Origin of the sequence: Chryseobacterium sp. ERMR1:04 (genome assembly GCF_001297705.1) — a bacterium.
Taxonomy (GTDB): Bacteria; Bacteroidota; Bacteroidia; order Flavobacteriales; family Weeksellaceae; genus Chryseobacterium.
In genome coordinates, this window is the sequence record NZ_LIRF01000009.1 from 132,532 (window position 1) to 157,304 (window position 24,773).

The following is a 24,773-nucleotide window of genomic DNA, read 5'->3' on the forward strand; positions in this document are numbered from 1 at the left end:
CCATCGATCGAAACTATATATATGTGAAGTGTTGAAAATCAAAAGCAGATGTTGATCTGTGCGATGTGGAAATATTTAAAATAAAGAAATTATGTTAGTTCAAAGCCCATCCAGAATATTTAAATCAGATCTCACTTTTTGGAAAAAAGAAAATGCTTGTGTGATCAAGGAAATATTTACTGATAAAGGAAATTCTAACCTAAGAAAAGTTTCTGAAATTATTGTAGATGAAAACGGAACCTATGATTTTCAATCTCAAAAGAACGGCATTATTCTCTTGATTGTTTTGTACGGCGAAATTGTAATTAATGATTTTGAGAAACCCATTTCAACAGAACAAATTTTCACGTTAAAATCGAGTGAAAGTAATTTTTTAACCTTAAAAAATAATCTTCCAAGTGAAAAAGCAGATGTTTTGATTTTAGAATTAAAAAGTAAAAACCCAGAAAGCTCTTTCTCGATTGAAAACTTGAATTTGAATAAAAAAAATACATTAATTCAAATCTCGAAAAACTTAGAGTATCCGAATTTTATTGGATTGTATGAAGGCAGAAAAGAACAGGAATATTTTTTATATGAAAAAGGAAAATCTGTTTTCGGAATGGTGATCAACGGTGCTTTTGAATTTCAAAATAGATTGATGGAAACCAGAGATGCCATGATTCTTACCGAAATTGAAACATTGGAGTTTGAAGGCTTGAGTGAAAATGCCCTTATTTTATTTTTAGAAGTTTGATAAATAGTAAACTTTAAGTGTTAGATATTTTCATATCATTTGTTTTTTGTACCAGGGCAGACGTGGAAAACTGCCCTTTTTTATTAAAAATTTAGTCTCATGAAAGCAAAAATAAAATTGACATTCCGAATTGTAATCCATCAAGAATCTACCCTACCTTGGGATAAATATGTATTTGAAGACACATATTTCGAGTATAAAATTCAGCATCAGGTTTTTGACGACAAAGAAAATGCAGTGAAAAATTACTGGGAATTGTTAGCTAAAAATCCACATGCAGAAAGAATCCCTTTTTTGTTGAGTTCATCGGTCGTTAATTATATTTCTCAATTAAACGGAGAGATTAAAAGTCTTCCAGATGTATTGGGAAATACATTTTTCCCTGTTGAAAGCTTTAAATTAGACCTCATCAGTTCCCATACAGAAGATCCTTCGAAACATAAGATCGGACTTACCTTCTACACTCCCGAATTATCATTACTTGATATTATTGACAATAAATATCTTTTAAGTAAAAATAGTAAGCCTGAAAATGGCTTTGAGACTTTTATGTTTGCTTTTCATCCTCAGGTATCCATTGCTTATTATAGTGTGGATAGTTAATATGTGAATATTGTCAGAATTAGATACTATTCTTGGTTAAGTCAAATTTTTTAAGGCTTTTCTATCTGTAAAAAAAGCCTCCATTGAAAAATTCAACAGAGGCTCGTTTTATTAGTTTTGAACAATTGGTTTTACTTTTCCACCAAACAGTTCAATAGATTTCATCATGATGTCATGAGCCGGATCACCAATATCCATATGTCCTATAAATCTCGTGATTCCGAAAATTTCTTTCATGTACGCAATTTTATCAGCTACTTCTGCCGGACTTCCGATGAATAAAGCGCCATCTTTATTTCTTCCGCCATCATACTGCATTTTCGTGTAGGGAGACCAACCTCTGGAAGCTCCAATCCTATCCATTTGAGATTTATAATTATTAAAATATCCGTCTACAACATTTTGATCATCACTTACAAAAGTGTGAGAATGAATCGCAATCTGCATTTTAGATACATCATGTCCTGCCTTTTGATATTCCTGCTTATAAAATTCAATTAAATTTTTAAACTGAATGGGCATTCCTCCAATAATCGCAACCACCAAAGGCATTCCCAATTGTGCAGCACTTAAAACTGATTGTGGTGTTCCTCCAACCGCTCTCCAGATAGACAATTTTCCATCGTTTTTAGCTCTTGGATATACCGTTTGATTTTGCATCGGCGCACGAAGCTTTCCAGACCATGAAACATTTTCTTCTGAATTGATTTTTAATAACAACTCTAATTTCTCATCGAAAAGCTGTTCGTAATCATTCAAAGAATATCCATACAACGGAAAAGATTCTATAAAACTTCCTCTTCCTACGAATATTTCTGCCCTACCATCTGATATTAGATCTAATGTTGAAAAATCTTCATATACTTTTACAGGCTCAGATGAACTCAACACCGTTACCCCACTTGCTAATTTTATATTTTTCGTGATACTTGCTGCCGCTGCCAAAACCATTTCCGGTGATGAAACTGCATAATCAGGACGGTGGTGTTCTCCCATGGCAAAAACATCAATTCCCACCTCATCCATTGCTTTTACCTGCTCAAGAATTTCACAGATTTTAACACCTGCATCTCTATATTTTCCGGTTGTCTGGTCAAAAGACAAATCGCCAAACATTCCTATTCCTAATTCCATATTTTTTGATTTTTAGATAGGACAAAATTACGGTTATCCATCTTCAAAAACATTGATCGATGGTAAGAACGGATCTTGTTCTTTTTCTTTTAAAAGTCTACAAGTATTTTTGCTTTCAGAATAAAAATATAAGTGGAGTGAAGAATTTTTTAATGCAAGGACGCAAAGATTTTTTACCAATATTATGTTTTTAAGGCGCAAGGATTTTATCTTCGATAAAATTTTATACACTATATTTTGAAAATTTTCGATTTTCTGGTGTCTTAGAACAATATCATCATCAAAATCCTGTTCCGGTGTCTTTGCGGTTCTCTACCCTTACAAAATCTCTTTCAGGTTGTCATTCTAGAATAAACTAGATCTTATTTACGTTCAAAAAACTTTTCTCAACACTCAAATTCCCTAGCTCATTAAATTCTTGAAACAAAAAATCCAGCTAATGAGGCTGGATTTCAATATTTATTTCTTCAAATTCTGATCAAAATAATCTGTTACTTTCTGCATTAAATGCACTCTGTCTTTTCCGATCACATTGTGTGGATGTCCCGGATAAACGAAATAGTCTAACTGAACTCCGTTATCTACTGCAGACTTGATGAACTTCATAGAATGTTGCCAAACCACCACATCATCCTGAGCACCGTGGATCATTAATAATTTACCTTTCAAGTTCTGAACTTTATCTAATAAATTAGCCGTGGCATATCCTTGTGGATTTTCCTGTGGCGTGTCCATATATCTTTCACCATACATGATCTCATACATGCTCCAATCGATTACCGGACCTCCTGCAACCCCTACCTTGAAAACATCGGGCTGACGAAGCATGAAGCTTGTTGTCATAAATCCACCAAAGCTCCATCCATGGATTCCCATTTTTCCAGCATCTACATAAGGAAGAGATTTTAAATAATCTACTCCTTTCATTTGATCATTCATTTCAACTGTTCCTAAGTTTCTGAAAACAGCCTGCTCGAATTTTAGTCCACGGTTAGAAGAACCTCTTCCATCCATTGTGAAAATAATATATCCGTTTTGCGCCATATATTCATACCAAAGATTTCCTGAAGCCGGGAAAGTATTGGCTACCAACTGTAAGTGTGGTCCGTTATACAGATAAACAATTACCGGATATTTTTTGTTAGGATCAAAATTCGTTGGAAGAATGATTTTACCATATAATGGTGTACCGTCATCTGCTTTCAGGTTTACATTTTTAATTTCAGGTCTCTGATAATTTTTCAATGTATTTTCAGCTGTAAGAATATTATCAACTTTCAATGTATTGGTATTGATAATATTGGCCACTTTCGGGGTATTGGCATTGCTGTAGATATCATATAAATGATTTCCATCACTGCTTAAAACTCCTGTGTGAACTCCTTCTGCATTGTCTAAACGCTCCATTTTAAAGCTCGTCCAGTTGATTTTATACAAATGCTTTTCTAAAGGAGTTTCTTTGGTAGAAGTAAAGAATATTTCTTTTTTCTTTTCATTGAAACCTAAAATATCGGTCACCAACCAATCTCCTTTTGTGATCTGAGAAACCAATCCTTTTTCTAAGCTATAGTGGAATAAATGATTGTATCCCGTTCTCTGACTTTGCCAAATAAAGTCTGTATTAGAATTCGGGAAGAACGTTAGCGGATGTTGAGGCTCAACATATTTGTCATTTGTTTCTTCAAACAATGTTTTTACTAAATTTCCTGTAGCAGCGTCATACTGATTCATTTTCATATGATTCTGACCTCTGTTCAACACTCCAACAAAGATGTATTTAGAATCAGGACTCCAGGTAATTGCTGTTAAATATTGATCTTTCTCCCCTTCCACTTTTAGGAAAGTCGTTGACTGGTTTTTAATATTATAAACCCCCAATGTAACTTCGTGAGACTTTTGTCCCGCCATTGGATATTTGATATTATGATTCACCGCAGGCGTTACCGACCAATCGATCACAGGATAATCTGCAACCATTGTTTGATCCATTCTATAAAACGCTACACTTTCTGAATTTGGAGATGGGAAAATTCCTGTGTCAATTCCGAATTCATTTCGGTGAACATTCGCAGCACCGTTCAGGATGTTGTCGTTGGACTCATTTGTAACAGCAACGGCTTTTCCATTTTTATTAACAAATAAATTATTCTTTACTGTATACGCAAAAGTCTGATTATCGCTAAACATTTTTACGTTGGCCGCATTTTCATCTAAAGAAGCTGAGCTTTTTACTTTCCAGTCGCTTCCAGATTTATCAACCCAGATCATTTGATCATTCGCGTTGAAGTATCCTTGAGATTTACTGATAAATTTGATCTGCGGAACTGCCTTTAATTTTTTGTCTGAAAAACTTCTGTTTAACTGCGTCAAAGAAACCAAAGTATCTTGTTTTGCCGTCTTTAAATCCGTAATCAAATATCCTCCTTTCACTGCCTGAATGTAAGACTTACCATCTCCAGACCATGAAAACTGAGAAATATTTTTCACCGCTAAGTTCGTTCTCAACCCGTTTACAGCCTCCGCCATCGTGAATTTCTGAGTCTGAGCAAAAACTGATCCGCCCAAAACTACCATCAATAAAGAAAATCTATGTAATTTCATTGTATAAAATTGAATCCACCAAAAATAAGAAATAAAAATCATCCGTTAAGAAATGTTAAATTAAAAGATTCGTAAAATAGGATTAATCGTTTGACGGAAATTAATTCTTAACTTCATGGTAGGATTGGTTGATGATTTTTAGTTGGTTTTTACAACTTTTTCAGCAATGATTGTACGGTATCTTTGTCATTCAGAACGGAACATAGTGGAGCGTGGAATCTAAATTCATGCTGTAATTATAATGGTTGAGATTCCTACGGAATGACAAAGTGAGTGGTAATGGATATGTTATTTTAATTAGATTGCTTCGTTCCTCACAAAGACAAATAGTAATGATGGCGACCACTACCCTAGCCCTGATTGCAATGAAAATCCTTTTTTGAAAAAAAAGATTGCAATGGAAAGCAGGAAACAGCTTCAAAAAAATAAGTAATGAATACTTGGTAATGAGCAATAGATTTCTCCTTCGCCAAAATGACAGTTAGCTTACATGATCATAACAAAAATTAGTAGAAAATCATTTCTTATCCTACGTCAATGATTTGTACCTAAGTCTTATCCTACATTTGTATCATAATTAACAATAACAAAATATATTACAATGGCAACAAAATGGAACCTAGACCCAACGCATAGTGAAATTACTTTCAAAGTAAAACACATGATGATCTCTAACATTAAAGGAAGCTTTACCAACTTCACGGCAGAAATTGAAGCTGAAGATGATACTTTCGCTAATGCTAAAACAAGTGCAACGATTCAGACTGACTCTGTTTCAACACATAATACAGACAGAGATAATCACCTGAAATCTGCAGAATTTTTCAATGTAGAAGCTAACCCAACCATTACTTTCGATTCTCAGGCATTGAACGGTGATGTAACAGGAAATTTAACAATCAACGGAATTACAAAACCTATCACTCTTGATATTGATTTTGGAGGTATCAATGTTGATCCTTGGGGAAATACAAAAGCTGGTTTTTCTTTTGAAGGAAAAATTAACAGAAAAGACTTCGGATTAAACTGGAATGCAGCGCTTGAAGCTGGAGGTGTTATGGTAAGCGAAGATGTAAAGATTGCCGGAGAATTACAGTTTGTAAAACAAGCATAATAAAAACGGATTTTTGGGGAGCCCCGAAGGGGCGACATATTCAAGAATAGGATGTAATCCTATTAAAATAAAAAACACCTCAAATGTCCAAAAAAATTTAATCATAAAAGGTTCAGGGATTTTCTAAAAACCTTGAACCTTTTTCTTTTTTTAATATTATAGTATGAACCTCAACGATCTACAAAACATCAGTGACAATTTTCAACGTACACAAAGAATGCCTGTTTTATTTCTTGGGCATGGTTCACCAATGAATGCTATTGAAGAAAATCAGTTTGTGCAAGGTTTCAGAAAAGCCGCAACGGAAATTCCGAAACCAAATGCAATCTTATGTATTTCTGCCCATTGGTATACGAAGGGAACTTTTGTGACGGCAATGGATATGCCGAGGACGATTCATGATTTTGGAGGTTTTCCGAAAGCATTGTTCGATGTAGAATATCCTGCTCCCGGAAGTCCGGAATTGGCGAAAGAAACATCTGAACTTTTATCTCCCATTTTGGTTGAAGAAGATCATAATTGGGGATTGGATCACGGTGCATGGTCAGTCATCAAACATATGTACCCTGATGCAGATATTCCTGTGATTCAATTAAGCATTGATTATACGAAACCTCCACAATATCATTTTGAGTTGGCTCAGAAATTAAATAAACTTCGCGAAAAAGGTATTCTTATTATCGGAAGCGGAAATATTGTCCATAATTTAAGACTAATCGACTGGAAAAATATTGATACGGTTGGAGCCGGCTGGGACTGGGCGATTGAAGCCAGAGAGAAAACCAACAATTGGCTTTTGGATGGTAATTTCCAACCTATTATTGATTATCAAAAACAGGGAACATTTTTACAGTATGCCGTTCCTACTCCGGATCATTATTTGCCGTTGATCTATACATTAGGATTGAAAGATAAGGCGGAAAATTTAGCTTTGTTTAATGATGAACTCATTGGTGGTTCGTTGAGTATGACGAGTGTGAGAATTGGTTAAATTATTTTCATTAATCGAATATTTAATAAAAACTTTTTTTATCACTATAAATATAGTAATATTGTTTTACCATGAAAAAAACGATATTACTATTTCTGCTTTTACTCCCTTTTTATAGTTCATTTGCCCAGATCATTAAAGGTACTGTCGTAAATGATGCCGAACAGAAAATTGCCAATGTCAATATTTATCTGGACGGAACAAAAATTGGTACTACCTCCAAAGAAGACGGTACTTTCAGTCTTAATTTATCCTCACAAACCATAGGAAGTCTGGTTTTTCAAAAGGAAAATTATGAAACTTTTACTACGAACCTTGCTGAAGTTCTTCACAAAACATTGAAAGTTATTTTAATTAAAACCAATACCATTGAAGAGGTTAGAATTATTCCGTATACTGAAGAAGCCTATAAAAATTACATCAATTATTTCCTGGATACTTTCATAGGTTATGATAGAGAAAATGTAAGGATTAAAAATCAGCGGTCTTTAAAATTTGCCTACGATAAAGCCAATAAAACCCTGAAAGTAAAAGCTCCACAAACTTTAATTATCGAAAATAAAAACTTAGGCTACGAGATACAATACAGCCTCATTAGCTACTCTGCCGATTTTGATTCTAAAATGGTAAATTATATCGGAACAAGCTTTTTTAAAGAAACAAAAAACTCAGATAAAGTAAAGCTTAACAGAATGAATGCTTTTGACGGAAGTTTACTGCATTTTTTCAGAAGTATTTATAACAATAAGATTTCCGAAGACGGATTTATAGTCAATAAAGTGGTTAAAATTCCCAATCCGAAATACCCAACTGATGAAGAACTAAAAACGTTGAAGAACTATTCGGAGATGATTAAAAATTCAAGAAACATACATATCCCCGAAGATATTAGTGATATTCTAAGACGAAAAAATAATGAAAAGCCTTTTGCGCTGGCAATCACAAAAACAAAAATTCCAGATTCTGATTATGTAAAACGATCTGGTGATAAAGTACTTTTTAGCTTTGCCGATATGCTTCAGGTTAATTATCCTAAATATTTTTTTGAACGTAAAGGAAAAGATTTTATTAAAAGTACGATCCCTGTGATGTTGTCTTCCTTTCTTCATCCCGAAGGTGAAACATTTGAAGTTTCAAAAGATGGTAACATCACCACTCCAGATTTACTTATCACTGAAGGAGATTTCTCAAAAAATAAAATTGAAAATATGCTTCCTTTAGATTATCAGCTAGGAGATTAATGCAGACTTATTTATAGTAATAAAAAACTTAACCACAAAAGTTGCAAAAGATCTTATCCATGCACATTTAAGCATTCAATCTTTTGTTCCTTTTGTGGTTAAAGCTAAATTTTCAGTTTAAATCTTACTGAACTGCCTGTAAAACATTAATATTTCCGTAGCCATAATCTGAATTTGGATTTGGATAATACGTTGCAGACTGTCTCATTTTATTCAAGACCTGTTCTCTTGTCCATGATGGATTTTTAGACCAAACCAATGCTGCAATTCCTGCTGTAGAAGCAGTAGCCACAGATGAACCGCCCACATAATCGGTTTGCGCATTATAATAACTTAAAACCGGAATATTGCTTCCTGAAGCTCTTTCCATTTGGTAGGTAAAATCAATCTCAGCTCCTGAATGGCAAACATCACATTTCTGATTAGATGTATTTTCTTTCACTCCGGTGATTGCTTGTGTTTCAGGCATCCAGGCAGGGAAAATAACCCCGACAAAAGTAGTGAAGCTTGTAGAAGTTCCGCCTGCACAGAAAATTAATTTCCCTTTAGAATAAGCATATTTTACTCCATCTTCAATTTTACCCACTGAAAAAATGTGTCCCATAGACATGGAAATAATTTTCACACTGTTGTTATTGGCCAATTCTGTGAAAGCTATTTTCACTCCGTTTTGTTCGTGGTATCCATCCAAAACAACATTGGTTGCAGCACGATAAGCAATTAAATTCGCATTATAAGCCACTCCCACAGGTTGCCCCTGATTATTTCTTGGAGCCGCCATTGTTGAAGCCATCTTTGTTCCGTGTCCGCATTGATCGTTGGGTCCGTCGTAGCCTGTAGCCCAAGGCCAAACAGAATCTACATGCACTCCAACTTTGCTGATTGTTCTTCCGGATGATGATCCATTATTAAAGCTACTTCCCAACAAGTTTTGCTCCGGAGAAACTCCGGTATCAATTAAACCAATCGTTACTCCGGCTCCCGTGCTATAGCTCCAAGCACTGGTAATATTATGTTTGTAAAAAGACCAAGGGGCCTTTGCGTTGGGCGTTACAGTTGTATAGTCGGCTGCATTTAAAGCAATGGATTCAAATCCGCATCCTGAAGAACTTCCGCTAGATTTTGCGGTACCGTTGAATTTACTTTCATTTTCGAAATAATGATAATCCGCCGGTTCCAGATAACGAATATTCTTCATTTTACGAAGAGCAATTACCGTTTCCTGCTTTTCAATGGCAACATCTATTTGGTTGAGGTATTTGTCAGCAGTAAGTAAAACTCTCCCTTTTTCCTTTCCTTCATATTTCTCAATAAGCGCTAGAATTTCATTTTGAATTTGCTCATTATCAGAAGACAGACTTCTGTCAAAGTCATCTTTAGAAGAACCAAAGCCAATAGAAGCTACTTTGTTTCCCTGAAAAATAGAACTCCACACAAGATGGTCGGAAGATTTTGCCCATGAGAATGATCCTGTGTTTTTGATAGACTCATTAATTTTCCCGTTAATTTGTTTTGCATCGAGAGGATCTTTTTGCGCAACCTCAATTTGGGTTACCTGATTTTGAAGTTCGTCTCTGTTACATGAAACTGCCACAAAAAGCAGAAACATCACATAAAATACGTTTTTTTTCATATAAATAATTTTGGTTTGGAACTTCAAGATATCATTTTATATTGAATTACAGATGTTTGAAAAATTAAATTAACATTATCTGCATATCAATTTTCATGAAGCTTTTCTCAAAATTTTCATATGAATTAAAGGCATTTTTCGTAGCAGACGCTATTATCAATTCCGATGTATTGCCCGTAATTAGGAATTCTTTGATAGTCACTTTTTTCATACAAAGCAATGGCTTCAGGTTGCTTGATCCCTGTTTCCAAGACACATTTTTTATAACCTATTTCCTTGGCCCAATTTTCTAATTCTTTTACGATCATTCCTGCCAATCCTCTTTTTCTAAAATCCGGATGCGTGTACATTCTTTTGATCTCCGCCGTATTATCATCAATTTTTTTAAAAGCACCGCAAGCCGCAGGATGATTATCTATATACATCACGATACAGTTTTTGATCATATCAATTTTGTTGAATTGATGATAAAATGCGTGATCCTCTCCATCACGTATGGCTAAATCGGCATCAAGATATTTTACTAAGTTTTGAAAATCTATGTTTGAGGAATCAGTTTTCGTTATTGACATCGTTTTATATTATTAGTAGTACAAAAATAATTGATTTATTTTATGCTCCCATTAATTTTCAGATGATTCAGATTTAAAGACACACACATAATCATCTGCTAAATCAGCCTGATCAGCGAGAGAAAAATTTAAAACAAAAAAGCTCCCTTTTTCAAGGAAGCTCTCATTATATTATTATGTTTGAAAATTAATTCACAACAAATTTTCTATCATTAATCAATTCAGCAATAGCAAGCATGTCTTTCCCAATTAATCTGTCTTCTTCCAGTTTGTCAACTTTAGAACGGATTAGGGTAAAGTTTTCTTCAATAATTTTTGAACATTTCGCAGGTCTTCTAAATTCAAGTCCTTGTGCAGCAAACATTAATTCCACTGATAAAATATTAACCAAATTCCCAAGAACCTGATTGAATTTTCTTCCTGAAATACTTCCCATCGAAACATGATCTTCCTGACCTAAACTTGTCGGAATTGAATCAGCAGAAGCAGGGAAACATAGTGTCTTATTCTCTGTTACCAACGCTGCAGAAGTATATTGAGGAATCATGAATCCTGAATTTAGCCCAGAGCTTTCTGTTAATAATCTTGGTAAACCGTATTTTCCTTCCAATAATAAGTAACTTCTTCTATCAGAAATATTTCCTAATTCAGCCGCAGCCAATGTTGCATAATCTAAAGGCATTGCCATTAATTGTCCGTGGAAGTTTCCTCCTGAGATAGATTCTTCGGCACTTAAAACAATTGGGTTATCTGTAACAGAATTTAATTCTGTGTTTGCCATTAATTTAAGATGTTCAAAAGCATTTCTACTCGCTCCGTGAACCTGAGGAACACATCTCATAGAATAAGGATCCTGTACACGCTCACATTCTTCATGAGCCTTCATGTTTTCAGAACCTTTTAAAAATTTAACCATTCTGGCAGCCACTTTTTTACTTCCTTCAAACGGTCTGATGTCATGAAGTTCCTTTTTAAATGGACTTTCAGAACCTCTGTAAGCTTCTAAGCTCATGGCAGCAGTTAAATCAGCAAGATCCAACAGGTATTCGAATTTCTCTAATCCTTTGATGGCATGCGCCAAAATAAACTGAGTTCCGTTAATTAATCCCAATCCTTCTTTTGGACCTAAAGTCAACGGTTCAAGATTGTGTTTCTCTAATATTTCAGCAGTTTCGAAAATCTGATCTCCTTGCCAAACTTGTCCTAACCCTAAAAGAGGTAAAACCAAATGCGATAAAGGCGCTAAATCTCCCGAAGCTCCAACAGAACCTTGCTCAGGAACTACAGGAATGATATCTTTCTCCAACATGGTAATCAATCGCTCGATTACTTCCAAAGAAACCCCCGAAAAACCTTTTGATAATGCATGCACTTTAGCAATGATCATGATCTTTGAAAATTCTTTATCAATAGGCTTACCTACGCCTACCGCGTGAGAAATAATTAAGTTATATTGTAATTGTGCTGTTTCATCAGCAGAAATTTTGGTATCGCAAAGAGGTCCAAAACCTGTATTGATTCCGTACACACATCTGTCGGACTCTACAATTTTCTGAACATTTTTCTGAGATTTTAAAATTTGATCTTTTGAAGCTTTATTAAGTTTCGCTTTTTTTGGATTTTTGCAGATTTCCAATACATCATGGAAACTGAAAACATCTATTCCGTATATCATTGTCTTAATTTTGCTTAAAATTACACTTTTAACAACAACTGTAAAAGTAAAATTTCAGCCCGCATTTATTTTTCAAAACAAGTGATTTAATTTATTACTTTTACGTCCTAAAATAAAAAACAATAACCCATGAAATTTAAAGCTTTACTGCTTGCCTTCTGCTTTGTAAGCGTTGCATCTTTTGCTCAAGACAAAGTAAAATACTCTAAGGAAGAGAAACAAAAAATGGAAAAATATCTTTTTAACGAAGGATTCAACACACCATCTCCTAAGAAAACATCTACCATCATTTTAAAGGACGGAAGTACTCACAAAGGATTCTGTAGTAAAATTGATACTAAAAAAGGACAAATCTTTGAAGTATCCATTAAAGACAGTATCTCAAAAAAGAGCATGACTTTCAATGCTGAGCAAATTGATGAAATGTATGTATACCCTAGCAATGCCGAAAAGTTTGCAAAAGTGGCTAAATATATGGGGAACATCAGAAATATTGGAACAAAAAGTTTAAATAAAAGTACAACAAATGGTCGTATTTATTTTGTAAACCAAACTGTTTCTCTAAAAAATAAGAAAGACGATAAAGAATTTTTAATGCAGGTAATCAACCCTGGATTTGACGATATCATTTCTGTTTACCACGATCCCAGAGCGAAAGAAACGGGAGGTGTTTCATTTGGTTATGGTCCTCAGTTAGGCGGTGGGGTTATCAAATCTTTTTATGTAAAAAAAGGAGATAAAGTAATGTGGCTTCACAAAGATGATTTTGAAGACAACTATGATTTTCTTTTTGGTGACAACAAAGAATTCATGAAAAAATATCCTAAAAAATCTGTTGAATGGGACTACTTAAGTTTCTTAATCAACGAGTACACTCAGATGACAAACGGATAATATACCCAATTATATAATGTACAAAGCTGTAGAAATTTTCTGCAGCTTTTTTTGTTTTATGAAATCTAGCTTGAAGTTATCGTAAAAATCCTCTTATTCTTTACAAACTTAATTTAATGCATAAGAATCATTAAGTTTCTTATCTAAAATTTAAAATAGGTTAAAAAAATATTAGTATCAACAGATAAAAGCAAAATTCCGTAATTTTGTTCTATGAATCCTTCTTTAGAATTACAACTCAAAACTTTACCTTCCGAACCTGGTGTCTATCGTTATTACGATAAAAATGAGCACTTATTGTATGTAGGAAAGGCTAAAAATTTAAAGAAAAGGGTTCTCTCCTATTTCAACAAAAATCTACCGGGATACAGAACAAAAATAATGGTTGCAAAGATCCAGCGATTGGAAACAACCATTGTAAACAGCGAATATGACGCCCTTTTATTGGAAAACAACCTGATAAAAGAACATCAGCCATTTTACAATGTCATGCTGAAAGATGACAAAACTTATCCCTGGATCTGCATTAAAAATGAAAATTTTCCCAGAATATTCTTAACAAGAACGAAAATTAAAGACGGCTCAGAATATTACGGACCGTATGCAAAAGTGCGTCCTGCAAAGATTTTATTGGAAACGATTAAACATATTTATAAGCTTAGAACTTGTAATTTAAATTTAGCGCCAACCAAAATTTCAGAAGGAAAATATAAAGTTTGCCTTGAGTATCATATCAAAAATTGCGAAGGACCTTGCGAGGATTTGGAAAGCAAGGAAGATTATGATGAAAAAATAGATGCCATCCGTGGAATTGTAAAAGGGGATTTCCGAAAAGCAAAAGAATATCTGGTTAATCAAATGATGAAACATGCTGAAAACTTACAATTCGAGCAAGCACAGATCATTAAAGAAAAACTGGATATTCTGGAAGATTACCAGTCAAAAAATACCGTTATGAATCCTAATATAGACGATATAGATGTATTTGGAATGACGAGTGATGAGACGGCTGCATATGTGAATTTCTTTAAAATAAGAAACGGAAATATTATTCAGAGTTTCACCACAGAAATTAAGAAAATTTTGGAAGAAACCGATGAAGATATTCTGGAAGAAGCGATGATTGAAATTCGTCAGAAATTCGATTCAGATTCTAAAGAAGTGCTCCTTCCTTTTCATTTAACTGTTGAAATTCCGAATGTGAAATTGATCGTTCCCAAAATGGGCGATAAAAAACGAATTGTTGAACTTTCTGAGAAAAATGCCAAAGAATATCGTTTAGAAAAATTAAAACAAGTTCAAATAATAGATCCGGAAAGACATACCAACCGAATCATGGCAGAGATGCAAAAATTGCTGAGAATGCCTGTTGAACCAAGACATATCGAAGGTTTTGATAACTCGAATATTCAGGGAACCAATCCTGTTTCAGCCTGCGTTGTTTTTAAAGATGGAAAGCCAAGCAAGGCAGATTACAGAATTTTCCACCCAAAAACCGTGGAAGGAGCCAATGATTATGCTACGATGGAGGAAGTCATTTACCGTCGTTACAAAAGATTACTGGATGAAGGCGATGCTCTACCACAATTAATTTTGATTGATGGAGGAAAAGGGCAGCTTTCTTCGGCTGTAAAAAGTTTAAGATTATTAGGTCTTTATGGAAAGATTACGATTGTGGGAATCGCCAAAAGATTAGAAGAGATTTTCTTCCCTGAAGATCCCATTCCTTTATATCTTGATAAAAAATCTGAAACCCTTAAAATTCTTCAAAGAGTTCGAGATGAAGCCCACCGTTTTGGGGTAAAGCATCACAGAACCAGAAGAACAAATTCTACCATCAAATCTGAACTGGAAGAAATTCCGGGAGTGGGAGAAAAAACAATTGAGTTGCTTTTATCTAAATTAAAGTCGGTAAAACGTATAAAAGAGTCTAATCTAGAGACCTTGGAAGAAATCCTTGGAAAGAGTAAGGCTAAAGTAATTTGGGAATTTTTCAATCCATAAAAAACAAAAAAGCTCTTGAATCAAGAGCTTTTTATATATTATCATTTAATACGAATATTAAACTTCACCCATTACATACATATTTTCCATAGTCGGCGTTTCGCTTCCTCCTTTTTTCTCAAGAGTTATAGCAAAAGCCTGAGCATTTTTTATGTTGGCAAGAGCAATTTTACTGTCTTTATCTTCTGAGTACATTCCTGCACTTACAGGTTTACCGTCCGCAATGGCCCAAAGCTGATATTGCATTCCTTCAGGAGCTTTTGGTAGGCTGTCTGCATTTAAGTAGACTTCTTTAGATTTTTTATCCCAGAAAACCATTGCTTTAGAATCAGCATGTTTTTCTACTCCTTTCAACATCACCATCTGCATATCCGGTCCTGACAACATTTGCCATTTTTCCTGCATTTTTTGAAGGGCTAAATCCTGAGATTGTTTCTCTGTCTCTAGTTTTGTAATGACCTTTTTATTTTCAGATTGAGTATTCATCCAGAATAAATTCCCTGCAACACTCACTAAAAACAGTACAGATGCTGCAACAGCACAGGTTTTCCAACTGTAACTTTTCTGAGTTGTAATCTCTTTTACATCATCCTGAACTTTCAGATCTGATTTTGATTCTGAAACTACGGGCCTTATTTCTTCAACAAGCTGCTCCTGCTGAATTTTATTCCAAATATTAGATTTTAAATCATTTGGAGGAGTCACAGCCTGAGCCGTCGCTAAATCTTCCAAAGTTTTTTGAGCTTCTTCAAAAGCTACTTTTACTTCAGCATTGTTCTTCATCACACACTCCAAAATACCTGCCTCCTCGGGAGAAGCAAAGCCTAGAATATAAGATTCTAAAATTCCGGATGATATGTATTCCTTAGTGTTCAATTTATTGATAATCTTTTAATAAATCCTTTAATTTTATCAATGCATTCCGCATTTTCGTCTTCACCGTACCTAGCGGTATCTTCAGTTTTTCGGATATTTCGTTTTGAGTATACCCCTGATAATATGCCAGATCTATAAGCTCCTGCTTATCAATTTCCAAACCTTCAAGCACATTTTTAAACCCGATAAAATCGGATGTTTTATTAGTCGTTGAAAGCTCTGTACTGTTATATACGAAATCAGGGAGTGGTTGGTTTTTAAGCTCGTTTTGGAAACCTTTTGATTTTAAATAATCTATTGCCGTATTTCTGGCAATATTAATCATCCAGGTATAAAATCTTCCTTTGCTAGCATCATACTGAAGAATGGCATTCCAGATTTTTACAAAAACATCCTGAATAACTTCTTCTGTATATTCTTTTGATTGTACAATTCGGAATATCACACCATACAGCGCGCCGGAGTAATGGTCATACAAATAATGAAAACCAGCTTCGTTTTTATCTTTCAATAAAACGATAAGTTCCTCTTCCGAATAGTTTGTTTTAATAACGAATATTTTTCAAGTCAAATGTAATAAAATAAACCGTAAAATAAACTAAAACTAAAAAATCTTTTACATCGTAAATGATTATGGAATTTATTGAGGCTTTTATTAACCCCGAAAAATTTATTTACACAAAAAAAATAGTTTTTAAATCTAAAATAGAATCCACCTCGTAAATGGTAGGTAAGAATAAGAAATCAAACAATATTTAATTTAAAAAATCAAAAAAATGAATACAAGATCAAAAATCGCAGTTTTAGGAATGGTAGCTTTATCATTTGCTTTCAGTGGAAATGTAACTGCACAGGCAATGAAAGAAAAAACAGTAATGGTAGGTGGAGCAGCAATGTATCCTTCAAAAAATATCATTGAAAACGCTGTAAATTCTAAAGATCATAAAACGTTGGTAGCAGCAGTAAAAGCAGCTGGCTTAGTTGAAACGCTAGAAGGAAAAGGTCCTTTCACGGTATTAGCTCCTACAGATGCAGCATTTGCAAAGCTTCCAAAAGGAACAGTGGATAATTTGGTAAAGCCTGAAAATAAAGCGACTCTTACTAAAATCTTAACATATCACGTTCTTGCAGGAAAATACAGCGCTAAAGATATTTGGGCTGCAGTAAAAGCCGGAAACGGAAAAAGCATGATGAAAACAGTAGAAGGTGAAGATGTTACTTTCTGGACCAAAGGAAAAGATCTATATGTTACAGATGCTAAAGGAAACAGCGCAAAAATCACAATATCTGATGTTAATCAGTCTAATGGTGTAATTCATGTAATTAACACTGTTTTAATGCCTTAATTTTTTTATGGTTTAATATTATTATAAAACCCCTTATCAGATTTGATAAGGGGTTTGTTTTGTTTATTTTTTGAGGAAAAAATTTTACTTGCCAGAAAAAATTTCTTTAGCATATTCTCCATTGGCCTGAGGAATTTCAATGATAATATTTCCATTTTCAAAATAGCCAATCGTAAGATCTCCATTTTCCAATTTTACTCTAAAAACATCTCTTTTTGTTGTTGCTTTAAAAGTAGCAAAAGGTATAGAACTATTTGGCTTAACTAAAATAAAATGATTATTATCTATTTGTACTTTCTGTACATCCAGTTTTCCATTACTGTATTTTCCCCCATTGCTTTCTACAACTTGTGAAGAAACAACTGAGTTATTATTATTCGTAGAAGTTGTCGTTTCATTCTGTGCAACAATAACAATTGGATTAGAAACAGGAACTGCAACTAATGCTTGCTTTAAGGCATCCTGAAAACCTTCTTCAAATTCTTTAATAATTGAGCTGCCTTTTGATTGTAATATAACTTTATCATTACAATCTTTAAATTGTAATGATACCTTATTTCTTAAAAAGCCACTATCATCTAACAAATTACTACTAAGAACATTACAGGGATTCTCTTTAGCTTCTATTGGCCATAATTCTTTTTGACCTTGGGGGATAATTATATATTTCTTAGCTTTTAATGACTTAGTTACAGAATTCGCCAATCCAAAATCTTCTTTAAAATCGGAAAATTTCCCAGGAATAGAAACATATTTATAATCGGAAACTTTTTGCCCAAAACCAATGATTGAACAAATTGTAAGAATAAGTATTGATAGTTTTTTCATTTTTAAAATTTTAATCATTTCTAAACGTTCCCATATCTAATTTAAGGGAGAAGAAATTTGAATAGAAATTAGATCCTCCAATTCCTGAATTTGTAATGGCATAATCTAACGTAAGACCTCTATATTTAATACCGATACCTGCACTTGGTTGGAAAGATACTTTTCTTTTTAAGTCTTCAATATCCGTAATATTTTGAAATCTGTTGACTCCTAATCTTACAAAGATCATTTTTTGATAGCCCAATTCCGCTCCTGCATAAGGCGTAATACTTGCAAAATCTGTTGATACAAGAGCCGCGGTTTTCGCAAAATCTACATTAATACCTGCTTCTGGTAAAACATAAATGCTGCTATTAATATTAAAAACCTTACTCGCACCAACATTTAGTTTAGGCATCGTAAGTTCCATTTTATCTTTTGGTGCAGGGTTAAATTCTACTCCATCTACAATCGTAGAAAGTTCTTTTTGGTTAACACTCCAAAAGTTAACAGTAGTAGTTGCATCTCGAAGCATCCCTCCGAATTTCCACCCATTATCTGCTTTATAGATTGCCCCTACATCAAACCCAAATCCATAACCACTTGCAAATTTACCTACATTTCTATAAACAATTTTAGCATTTACTCCGATATCCAATTTCGTATTTCCTGCAGGATTAAAAGCATAAGAAATAATTGCGGCATAATCAGACTGTGAAAACTTAGTTATTTTATCGTAGTCAATATTTCCTTCGGGGTCGATCAATTGTGTCGTATTCAAAATATTATCAATTCCCAATCTTACCACTGAGACTCCGAAAACACCTGTTTCTAGTACTTTTGCATAGGCCAGATAATCATATTTAGCAATCGATTCGAAATACTCTGCGTGCATTGCTGCTCCTTGCCAGTCTCTTTCTATCGCCATTAAACCTGCCGGGTTCCACATTGGGGAATATACATCATCCTGATTGGAAATTACAGCTCCACCCATCGCGAGACCTCTGGCTCCTGCTCCGATATTTAGAAATTCATTGGAATATTTCCTTATTATTTGAGCCTGAGAAGTCCCAAATAATACGAAAGAAGCAAGTAAAAAATATTTTTTCATCATATAAGTTTGATGCTTAGTTAAAGTTTTTTTGTTTTTCTGGCTTTTATTAATCCATTTGCAATGATTGCCAGTATCATAACACCTGATGCTATATAAAAAACAGGGCTCATCTGTTCTGATTCTCCAAAGATAAAAAAAGCTAGTATAATTCCGTAGACTGGTTCTAAATTAACTGTTAAAATTAATGTAAAGGGCGAAATATATTTCATTAGATTAACCGATTCCAGCATCGGAAAAGCTGTAAAAACACTCGCTAATAAGCATATTAACGCAATATCTCTATAACTTATTTCATTCATCTGAAAAATTTGACCACTCAATGAATAAAATATCAATAAAACGAGCCATCCACAGAATATTTCATAAAAAATAATGTTTCCAGACGTCGTTTTACCAAACATCTTCCCATTAAAAACAGAAAAGATAGTTCCAAAAATGGCACATAAAACACCATACATAATTCCTTCCTTAAATTGGAACTCTGTTTTAAAAATCAATAAAATACAGGAAACAATTACCACTCCCATGAGGACTTCTGAGATATCGATCTTTCTCTTAAAAATAATAGGTTCTAAAATGGAGGCAAATAATGTTGATAATGATAAACAGCTTAACGCTATAGAAACATTAGAAACTTTAATGGAATAAAAGAAGCAATACCAATGCAACGCCATGGCAACTCCTATTGCTGCCAGCTGGAAAAATATTTTCTTAGAAACCTTTATACTTTCTTTTTTGTAGATTCTAATAAAAGCATATAAAAAAATAGCAGCGAAGAGCATTCTGTAAAATACAAGAATATCTGCATTAGCATGAATTAGTTTTCCAAGAATTGCAGTGAATCCCCACAAAAAAACAATTAAGTGTAATCTAAAAAGCGCTAATTTTTGCATATCCTATCTTCTTTTAATTTTAAATAGGCAAATTTACAAATAGGCTTTTACAAATCTTATAAAAAATACAGATTTACTTCAATTAAATTTAATAAATTATAAAAGATACTGATACCGAATTCATTTTTATTTGAAAAGAACGTGCATTCATAAAAAACCCTGAAAGTTTGTTCAACGTTCAGGGCCTTCAAATAATAAACTATTAAAAAAATAAACTAGGAACTTAGAGTATTCTATAGAGAATATTATCCCTATAACTCTGTTGTAAAGTTAGAAAAAATATCAGCCATTTAAAATATTTTTGTGTTAAATGTTTCACAAAATTCTGAAAACCAATCTATTAAACGCTTGTTTTATTTAAATTCATAATCCTTTTAAAAATAGTATCTTTAGCCGTAAAAAATTAAAATTTATGGATATTGAATTCAACAAGCGAGAAGATCAAAACAGATTAAAACTATCCGAAATAAATAGACGACTTGCTGAAATAAAAAAAGGAGGAGGCGAAAAACGACTTCAAAAACTTCGTGATGAAGGAAAAATGACGGCAAGAGAAAGAGTTGAATATCTTCTTGATAAAGATTCAGATTCCATAGAAATTGGTGCATTTGCCGGTTATGAAATGTACGAAGAGCACGGCGGTTGCCCAGCTGGTGGTGTTGTAGTTGTTATGGGCTATGTTTCTGGAAGACAATGTTTAGTGGTTGCTAATGATGCCTCTGTAAAAGCTGGAGCTTGGTTTCCAATTACAGGAAAGAAAAATCTGAGAGCTCAGGAAATCGCCATGGAAAACAGACTTCCAATTATTTATTTGGTAGATTCTGCAGGAGTATATCTTCCAATGCAGGATGAAATTTTCCCTGATAAAGAGCATTTCGGAAGAATATTCAGAAATAATGCTAAGATGAGCTCTATGGGAATCATTCAGATTTCTGCTGTAATGGGAAGTTGTGTTGCTGGTGGTGCTTATTTGCCTATCATGAGTGATGAAGCCATGATTGTTGAGAAGACAGGTTCTATTTTCTTAGCAGGAAGCTATTTGGTAAAAGCTGCTATTGGAGAAACGATAGATAACGAAACGCTTGGTGGAGCTACTACCCACTGTTCAATTTCAGGAGTTACAGATTATAAAGCTAAAGATGATAAAGACGCTTTAAATAGAATTAAAAACATCATGAAATCTCTCGGAAGTACTGAAAAAGCAGGCTTCGATAGAATTGAAAGTTTTCCACCAAAAGAAAATCCAGATCATATTTTCGGAATCGTACCTGTTTCAAGAGCAGATCAATATGATACATTGGAAATTATTAAATGTATGGTTGATAATTCTGAATATGAAGAATATAAGCCAGATTATGGTAAAACAATTATATGTGCAACAGCCAGAGTTGATGGTTGGTCTGTAGGAATTGTTGCTAACCAAAGAAAATTGGTAAAAAGCGGTAAAGGAGAAATGCAGTTTGGTGGAGTTATCTATTCAGATTCAGCCGATAAAGCAACAAGATTTATTGCTAACTGTAATCAAAGAAAAATTCCTTTAGTCTTCCTACAGGATGTTACTGGTTTTATGGTTGGTTCAAAATCTGAACAAGGAGGAATCATTAAAGACGGAGCAAAAATGGTAAATGCCGTTTCTAATTCTGTCGTTCCTAAGTTTACAATTATCACAGGAAACTCTTATGGAGCAGGAAATTACGCAATGTGTGGCAAAGCCTATGACCCAAGATTAATTGTTGCATGGCCTTGGGCAGATTTAGCCGTAATGGGTGGATCTCAAGCTGCAAAAGTTTTAGCGCAGATTCAAGAGTCCACATTGAAAAAGCAAGGGAAAGAAATCACTAAAGAAGAACGTGATGAAATTTTAAATAGCATTTCTAAAAAATACCAAAAACAAACAGAATCCAGTTATGCTGCGGCAAGGCTTTGGACAGATGCCATTATCAATCCTACAGATACCCGAAAATGGATTTCTATGGGTATTGAAGCTGCAAATAATGCTCCTATTACAGAGAAGTTTAATTTGGGAGTTATACAGGTTTGATAAATTTATTTTATAAAATAATAAATGGCTATCTCAGATTTTGAGATAGCCATTTTATTAATAGTCTTTGCACTCTTCCGGACTCATTCCAAGCATAATACAACATCTGTATCTGGTCACACAAAACCCATTTGGAAAACCTGGATTGCTATAACACTGCATAAAAGCAGGATCATCCGGGCACATAGGATTTCCATTTCCTTTAAGTGATTTTAAACTTTCTCTTGAAATCTTAATTAGATTTTTCATAGTATCTTAGTTTCTAATATTTCCTACTCTATTTAAGCTTTTCGGATAACGCTTTTCTAATATACTAATTTTTCAATACATAGTGAATTTTAACGCCAATAATTATACTATTTTTATAACTAATAGATTCACAAAACATAACAAACTAAAATAGAAAATAAAATTAAGTAGATAAATTCAAAGTCTTTAAAATTTCAACAAATAGTAGTAGCTCAAGTTTTCCTATTTTTCAGGAGCTATTTCCTGCTATCCGCTCATACTCCTCACGCCAACGCGCTCCAACGCTTAAACCCTCACCTTTTTCAACTCCATGTTGCGGGGTAACCGCTGCTATCAGGGCTAGCGTTTCCGTCTGATTTTCATTTCTTATCGCAAAATCACCCCTCAGTTTGTCATCCCGTAGGGATCTAGATTCGAATCTTTCCACTCTATAAACCTAACAGGTTTTAAAAACCTGTTAGGTTTGTTATAACAACCAGAAAACCATGTTTCAATATCTCATTTTTTATACCTCTTAACTCAACAACAAACAAAAAAATCTACAACTAAATGAGTCGGAGACAATGTATAATCAAGTTGTGTTTTTACTGATTACATTTAATATGATAAAAAGAGATTGCTTTACTTCGTTCGATAGAAGCCTTAAGTTTGAGGATAAAAATCTCTCGCAGATTTAGCAGATCAAGCAGATTTTTTAATGAATGAATGAAGAAAGAATAGATGATTATTGGTCTAAGTGTAAATGCAATAAAATGATTTAAAAGGAATAGTTGAGATCCTTCCAGGATGACAAAAAGAGCGGGAGGCTTTTGAGATTGTTAAAGAGATTACTTCGACAGGCTCAGCACAGGCTAGCTTCGTTCCTCGCAATGCCAGCATGACTTAGGATTTCTTATTACCCATTGCCTATTACTTATTATTCATATATTAAGATGTTTGGGTTGTGGAATTTCTTTGGGTATGTATCAAAAAAAAGTCTCATACAAATAAATGTATGAGACTTTTAAATAAAAACTGGCGGCGACCTACTCTCCCGCTTTCGCAGTACCATCGGCGCTGGTGGGCTTAACTTCTGTGTTCGGAATGGGAACAGGTGAGCCCCACCGCTAAAACCACCCTAAAGGCGTTATATGAAGGTTCGAGGGATTAGGGGTTAGGCCTTAGCATTACGCTAAATCCTGATACCTTTTTCCTGATACCTTATTTTATCGATAAAAACAGTCACAAAGACAAAACCTTTCTTGCACTTGCTAGCAATTCTTGAGATAGGTTTTTAATGTAATATTAATGATTACTCATTTGATGATTATATTTATTCCTTTTAATAGGCAATAAATCTACGGGTAATTAGTACTACTCGGCTATGCTGTTACCAACTTTACACCTGTAGCCTATCAACGTCGTCATCTCCAACGACCCTTAAAAGATGTCTCATCTTGAGGCGAGTTTCGCACTTATATGCTTTCAGTGCTTATCTCTTCCAAACGTAGCTACTCAGCGGTGCTCCTGGCGGAACAACTGATACACCAGAGGTTTGTTCAATTCGGTCCTCTCGTACTAGAATCAAGCCCTCTCAAACATCTAACGCCCGCAATAGATAGAGACCGAACTGTCTCACGACGTTCTGAACCCAGCTCGCGTGCCACTTTAATGGGCGAACAGCCCAACCCTTGGGACCTTCTCCAGCCCCAGGATGTGACGAGCCGACATCGAGGTGCCGAACCTCCCCGTCGATATGAGCTCTTGGGGGAGACTAGCCTGTTATCCCCGGAGTACCTTTTATCCTATGAGCGATGGCCCTTCCATACGGAACCACCGGATCACTATGTCCTGCTTTCGCACCTGATCGACTTGTAGGTCTCACAGTCAAGCACCCTTATGCCATTACACTCTACGCACGGTTACCAAGCGTGCTGAGGGTACCTTTGAAAGCCTCCGTTACTCTTTTGGAGGCGACCACCCCAGTCAAACTACCCACCACGCAATGTCCTTCTAAAAGAAGTTAGGCTCCAAGTAAGTAAAGGGTGGTATTTCAACGTTGACTCCACAAACACTAGCGTGCCTGCTTCAAAGTCTCCCACCTATCCTACACATTACTTACTCAAAGTCAATACGAAGTTATAGTAAAGGTTCACAGGGTCTTTTCGTCCCATTGCGGGTACTCGGCATCTTCACCGAGACTACAATTTCACAGAGCTCATGGTTGAGACAGTGCCCAGATCGTTACACCATTCGTGCAGGTCGGAACT

Annotated in this window: 20 protein-coding genes and 2 rRNA genes; 9 read left to right on the forward strand and 13 right to left on the reverse strand. The window is 34.5% G+C overall.

Annotation, left to right across the window (positions count from 1 at the left end; genetic code table 11):
• Positions 1–91: 91 nt before the first annotated feature.
• Together AMQ68_RS23365 and AMQ68_RS23370 are read left to right on the forward strand one after the other, a co-directional pair.
• A complete protein-coding gene (locus AMQ68_RS23365; protein ID WP_054513014.1) occupies positions 92–736 on the forward strand; it encodes a hypothetical protein in 645 nt (214 codons plus the stop codon).
• Positions 737–835: 99 nt separating this feature from the next.
• Positions 836–1,339, forward strand: a complete 504-nt coding sequence (locus tag AMQ68_RS23370; protein WP_054513015.1) for a hypothetical protein — start codon at positions 836–838, stop codon at positions 1,337–1,339.
• A 111-nt stretch (positions 1,340–1,450) separates the two neighbouring features.
• Here AMQ68_RS23370 and AMQ68_RS23375 read toward each other — a convergent pair whose 3' ends face one another.
• Both AMQ68_RS23375 and AMQ68_RS23380 read right to left on the reverse strand, forming a co-directional pair.
• A complete protein-coding gene (locus tag AMQ68_RS23375; protein WP_054513016.1) occupies positions 1,451–2,473 on the reverse strand; it encodes an LLM class flavin-dependent oxidoreductase in 1,023 nt (340 codons plus the stop codon).
• A gap of 459 nt (positions 2,474–2,932) precedes the next feature.
• Positions 2,933–5,074, reverse strand: coding sequence for a S9 family peptidase (locus AMQ68_RS23380; protein ID WP_054513045.1), 2,142 nt, complete (start codon positions 5,072–5,074; stop codon positions 2,933–2,935).
• Between the two features lie 601 nt (positions 5,075–5,675).
• On the opposite strand from AMQ68_RS23380, the gene AMQ68_RS23385 reads away from it, so the two are divergent.
• The 3 genes from AMQ68_RS23385 (at position 5,676) to AMQ68_RS23395 (ending at position 8,420) form a co-directional block, all read left to right on the forward strand.
• A complete protein-coding gene (locus tag AMQ68_RS23385; protein WP_054513017.1) occupies positions 5,676–6,188 on the forward strand; it encodes a YceI family protein in 513 nt (170 codons plus the stop codon).
• A gap of 163 nt (positions 6,189–6,351) precedes the next feature.
• Positions 6,352–7,179, forward strand: a complete 828-nt coding sequence (gene ygiD / locus AMQ68_RS23390) for a 4,5-DOPA dioxygenase extradiol (protein WP_054513018.1) — start codon at positions 6,352–6,354, stop codon at positions 7,177–7,179.
• Positions 7,180–7,250: 71 nt separating this feature from the next.
• The gene (locus AMQ68_RS23395; protein ID WP_054513019.1) at positions 7,251–8,420 is read left to right on the forward strand and encodes a carboxypeptidase-like regulatory domain-containing protein; all 1,170 of its coding nucleotides are present in this window, start codon (positions 7,251–7,253) and stop codon (positions 8,418–8,420) included.
• 124 nt (positions 8,421–8,544) lie between these two features.
• Here the strand turns inward: AMQ68_RS23395 and AMQ68_RS23400 are convergent, their stop codons facing one another.
• The 3 genes from AMQ68_RS23400 to hutH all read right to left on the reverse strand — a co-directional run bounded on the left by AMQ68_RS23400 (position 8,545) and on the right by hutH (position 12,300).
• On the reverse strand, positions 8,545–10,053 hold the full coding sequence (locus AMQ68_RS23400; RefSeq protein WP_054513020.1) for a S8 family serine peptidase: 1,509 nt from the start codon (positions 10,051–10,053) through the stop codon (positions 8,545–8,547).
• A gap of 125 nt (positions 10,054–10,178) precedes the next feature.
• Positions 10,179–10,625, reverse strand: a complete 447-nt coding sequence (locus AMQ68_RS23405; protein ID WP_054513021.1) for a GNAT family N-acetyltransferase — start codon at positions 10,623–10,625, stop codon at positions 10,179–10,181.
• Between the two features lie 187 nt (positions 10,626–10,812).
• Positions 10,813–12,300, reverse strand: coding sequence for a histidine ammonia-lyase (gene hutH / locus AMQ68_RS23410; RefSeq protein ID WP_054513022.1), 1,488 nt, complete (start codon positions 12,298–12,300; stop codon positions 10,813–10,815).
• Positions 12,301–12,429: 129 nt separating this feature from the next.
• On the opposite strand from hutH, the gene AMQ68_RS23415 reads away from it, so the two are divergent.
• Positions 12,430–13,194: a hypothetical protein gene (locus AMQ68_RS23415; RefSeq protein WP_054513023.1), complete on the forward strand. Its 765-nt coding sequence runs from the start codon at positions 12,430–12,432 to the stop codon at positions 13,192–13,194.
• A 213-nt stretch (positions 13,195–13,407) separates the two neighbouring features.
• On the forward strand, positions 13,408–15,198 hold the full coding sequence (uvrC, locus tag AMQ68_RS23420; RefSeq protein WP_054513024.1) for an excinuclease ABC subunit UvrC: 1,791 nt from the start codon (positions 13,408–13,410) through the stop codon (positions 15,196–15,198).
• A 57-nt stretch (positions 15,199–15,255) separates the two neighbouring features.
• Here the strand turns inward: uvrC and AMQ68_RS23425 are convergent, their stop codons facing one another.
• Complete coding sequence (locus tag AMQ68_RS23425; RefSeq protein WP_054513025.1) at positions 15,256–16,074, reverse strand: anti-sigma factor; 819 nt, start codon at positions 16,072–16,074, stop codon at positions 15,256–15,258.
• A gap of 1 nt (position 16,075) precedes the next feature.
• Positions 16,076–16,585, reverse strand: a complete 510-nt coding sequence (locus AMQ68_RS23430; protein ID WP_241775202.1) for an RNA polymerase sigma factor — start codon at positions 16,583–16,585, stop codon at positions 16,076–16,078.
• A 265-nt stretch (positions 16,586–16,850) separates the two neighbouring features.
• Between AMQ68_RS23430 and AMQ68_RS23435 the strand changes: the two genes are divergently transcribed.
• Positions 16,851–17,420, forward strand: coding sequence for a fasciclin domain-containing protein (locus AMQ68_RS23435; protein WP_054513027.1), 570 nt, complete (start codon positions 16,851–16,853; stop codon positions 17,418–17,420).
• A gap of 84 nt (positions 17,421–17,504) precedes the next feature.
• Here the strand turns inward: AMQ68_RS23435 and AMQ68_RS23440 are convergent, their stop codons facing one another.
• From AMQ68_RS23440 to AMQ68_RS23450, 3 genes are read right to left on the reverse strand one after another with little or no spacing between them, the layout of a single operon-like run.
• Positions 17,505–18,248, reverse strand: coding sequence for a hypothetical protein (locus tag AMQ68_RS23440; RefSeq protein WP_071254961.1), 744 nt, complete (start codon positions 18,246–18,248; stop codon positions 17,505–17,507).
• 10 nt (positions 18,249–18,258) lie between these two features.
• On the reverse strand, positions 18,259–19,338 hold the full coding sequence (locus AMQ68_RS23445; RefSeq protein ID WP_123905773.1) for a PorV/PorQ family protein: 1,080 nt from the start codon (positions 19,336–19,338) through the stop codon (positions 18,259–18,261).
• A 20-nt stretch (positions 19,339–19,358) separates the two neighbouring features.
• Positions 19,359–20,234, reverse strand: coding sequence for a DMT family transporter (locus tag AMQ68_RS23450; RefSeq protein WP_054513030.1), 876 nt, complete (start codon positions 20,232–20,234; stop codon positions 19,359–19,361).
• 412 nt (positions 20,235–20,646) lie between these two features.
• Between AMQ68_RS23450 and AMQ68_RS23455 the strand changes: the two genes are divergently transcribed.
• Positions 20,647–22,275 carry an acyl-CoA carboxylase subunit beta gene (locus tag AMQ68_RS23455; RefSeq protein ID WP_054513031.1) on the forward strand — a complete coding sequence of 543 codons (1,629 nt, stop codon included), beginning with the start codon at positions 20,647–20,649 and terminating at the stop codon, positions 22,273–22,275.
• 57 nt (positions 22,276–22,332) lie between these two features.
• Here the strand turns inward: AMQ68_RS23455 and AMQ68_RS25170 are convergent, their stop codons facing one another.
• The 3 genes from AMQ68_RS25170 to AMQ68_RS23470 form a co-directional block, all read right to left on the reverse strand.
• Positions 22,333–22,524 carry a hypothetical protein gene (locus tag AMQ68_RS25170; protein ID WP_123905774.1) on the reverse strand — a complete coding sequence of 64 codons (192 nt, stop codon included), beginning with the start codon at positions 22,522–22,524 and terminating at the stop codon, positions 22,333–22,335.
• Positions 22,525–23,536: 1,012 nt separating this feature from the next.
• A 5S ribosomal RNA gene (rrf, locus tag AMQ68_RS23465) occupies positions 23,537–23,644 on the reverse strand.
• A 207-nt stretch (positions 23,645–23,851) separates the two neighbouring features.
• Positions 23,852–24,773, reverse strand: a 23S ribosomal RNA gene (locus tag AMQ68_RS23470); the annotation flags it as partial.

Bases quoted from the DNA above. Each gene is read 5' to 3' on its own strand.
- AMQ68_RS23365 (WP_054513014.1), top strand. From the start codon at position 92: ATGTTAGTTCAAAGCCCATCCAGAATATTTAAATCAGATCTCACTTTT.
- AMQ68_RS23370 (WP_054513015.1), top strand. From the start codon at position 836: ATGAAAGCAAAAATAAAATTGACATTCCGAATTGTAATCCATCAAGAA.
- AMQ68_RS23375 (WP_054513016.1), bottom strand. From the start codon at position 2,473: ATGGAATTAGGAATAGGAATGTTTGGCGATTTGTCTTTTGACCAGACA.
- AMQ68_RS23380 (WP_054513045.1), bottom strand. From the start codon at position 5,074: ATGAAATTACATAGATTTTCTTTATTGATGGTAGTTTTGGGCGGATCA.
- AMQ68_RS23385 (WP_054513017.1), top strand. From the start codon at position 5,676: ATGGCAACAAAATGGAACCTAGACCCAACGCATAGTGAAATTACTTTC.
- ygiD (WP_054513018.1), top strand. From the start codon at position 6,352: ATGAACCTCAACGATCTACAAAACATCAGTGACAATTTTCAACGTACA.
- AMQ68_RS23395 (WP_054513019.1), top strand. From the start codon at position 7,251: ATGAAAAAAACGATATTACTATTTCTGCTTTTACTCCCTTTTTATAGT.
- AMQ68_RS23400 (WP_054513020.1), bottom strand. From the start codon at position 10,053: ATGAAAAAAAACGTATTTTATGTGATGTTTCTGCTTTTTGTGGCAGTT.
- AMQ68_RS23405 (WP_054513021.1), bottom strand. From the start codon at position 10,625: ATGTCAATAACGAAAACTGATTCCTCAAACATAGATTTTCAAAACTTA.
- hutH (WP_054513022.1), bottom strand. From the start codon at position 12,300: ATGATATACGGAATAGATGTTTTCAGTTTCCATGATGTATTGGAAATC.
- AMQ68_RS23415 (WP_054513023.1), top strand. From the start codon at position 12,430: ATGAAATTTAAAGCTTTACTGCTTGCCTTCTGCTTTGTAAGCGTTGCA.
- uvrC (WP_054513024.1), top strand. From the start codon at position 13,408: ATGAATCCTTCTTTAGAATTACAACTCAAAACTTTACCTTCCGAACCT.
- AMQ68_RS23435 (WP_054513027.1), top strand. From the start codon at position 16,851: ATGAATACAAGATCAAAAATCGCAGTTTTAGGAATGGTAGCTTTATCA.
- AMQ68_RS23440 (WP_071254961.1), bottom strand. From the start codon at position 18,248: ATGAAAAAACTATCAATACTTATTCTTACAATTTGTTCAATCATTGGT.
- AMQ68_RS23445 (WP_123905773.1), bottom strand. From the start codon at position 19,338: ATGAAAAAATATTTTTTACTTGCTTCTTTCGTATTATTTGGGACTTCT.
- AMQ68_RS23450 (WP_054513030.1), bottom strand. From the start codon at position 20,234: ATGCAAAAATTAGCGCTTTTTAGATTACACTTAATTGTTTTTTTGTGG.
- AMQ68_RS23455 (WP_054513031.1), top strand. From the start codon at position 20,647: ATGGATATTGAATTCAACAAGCGAGAAGATCAAAACAGATTAAAACTA.
- AMQ68_RS25170 (WP_123905774.1), bottom strand. From the start codon at position 22,524: ATGAAAAATCTAATTAAGATTTCAAGAGAAAGTTTAAAATCACTTAAA.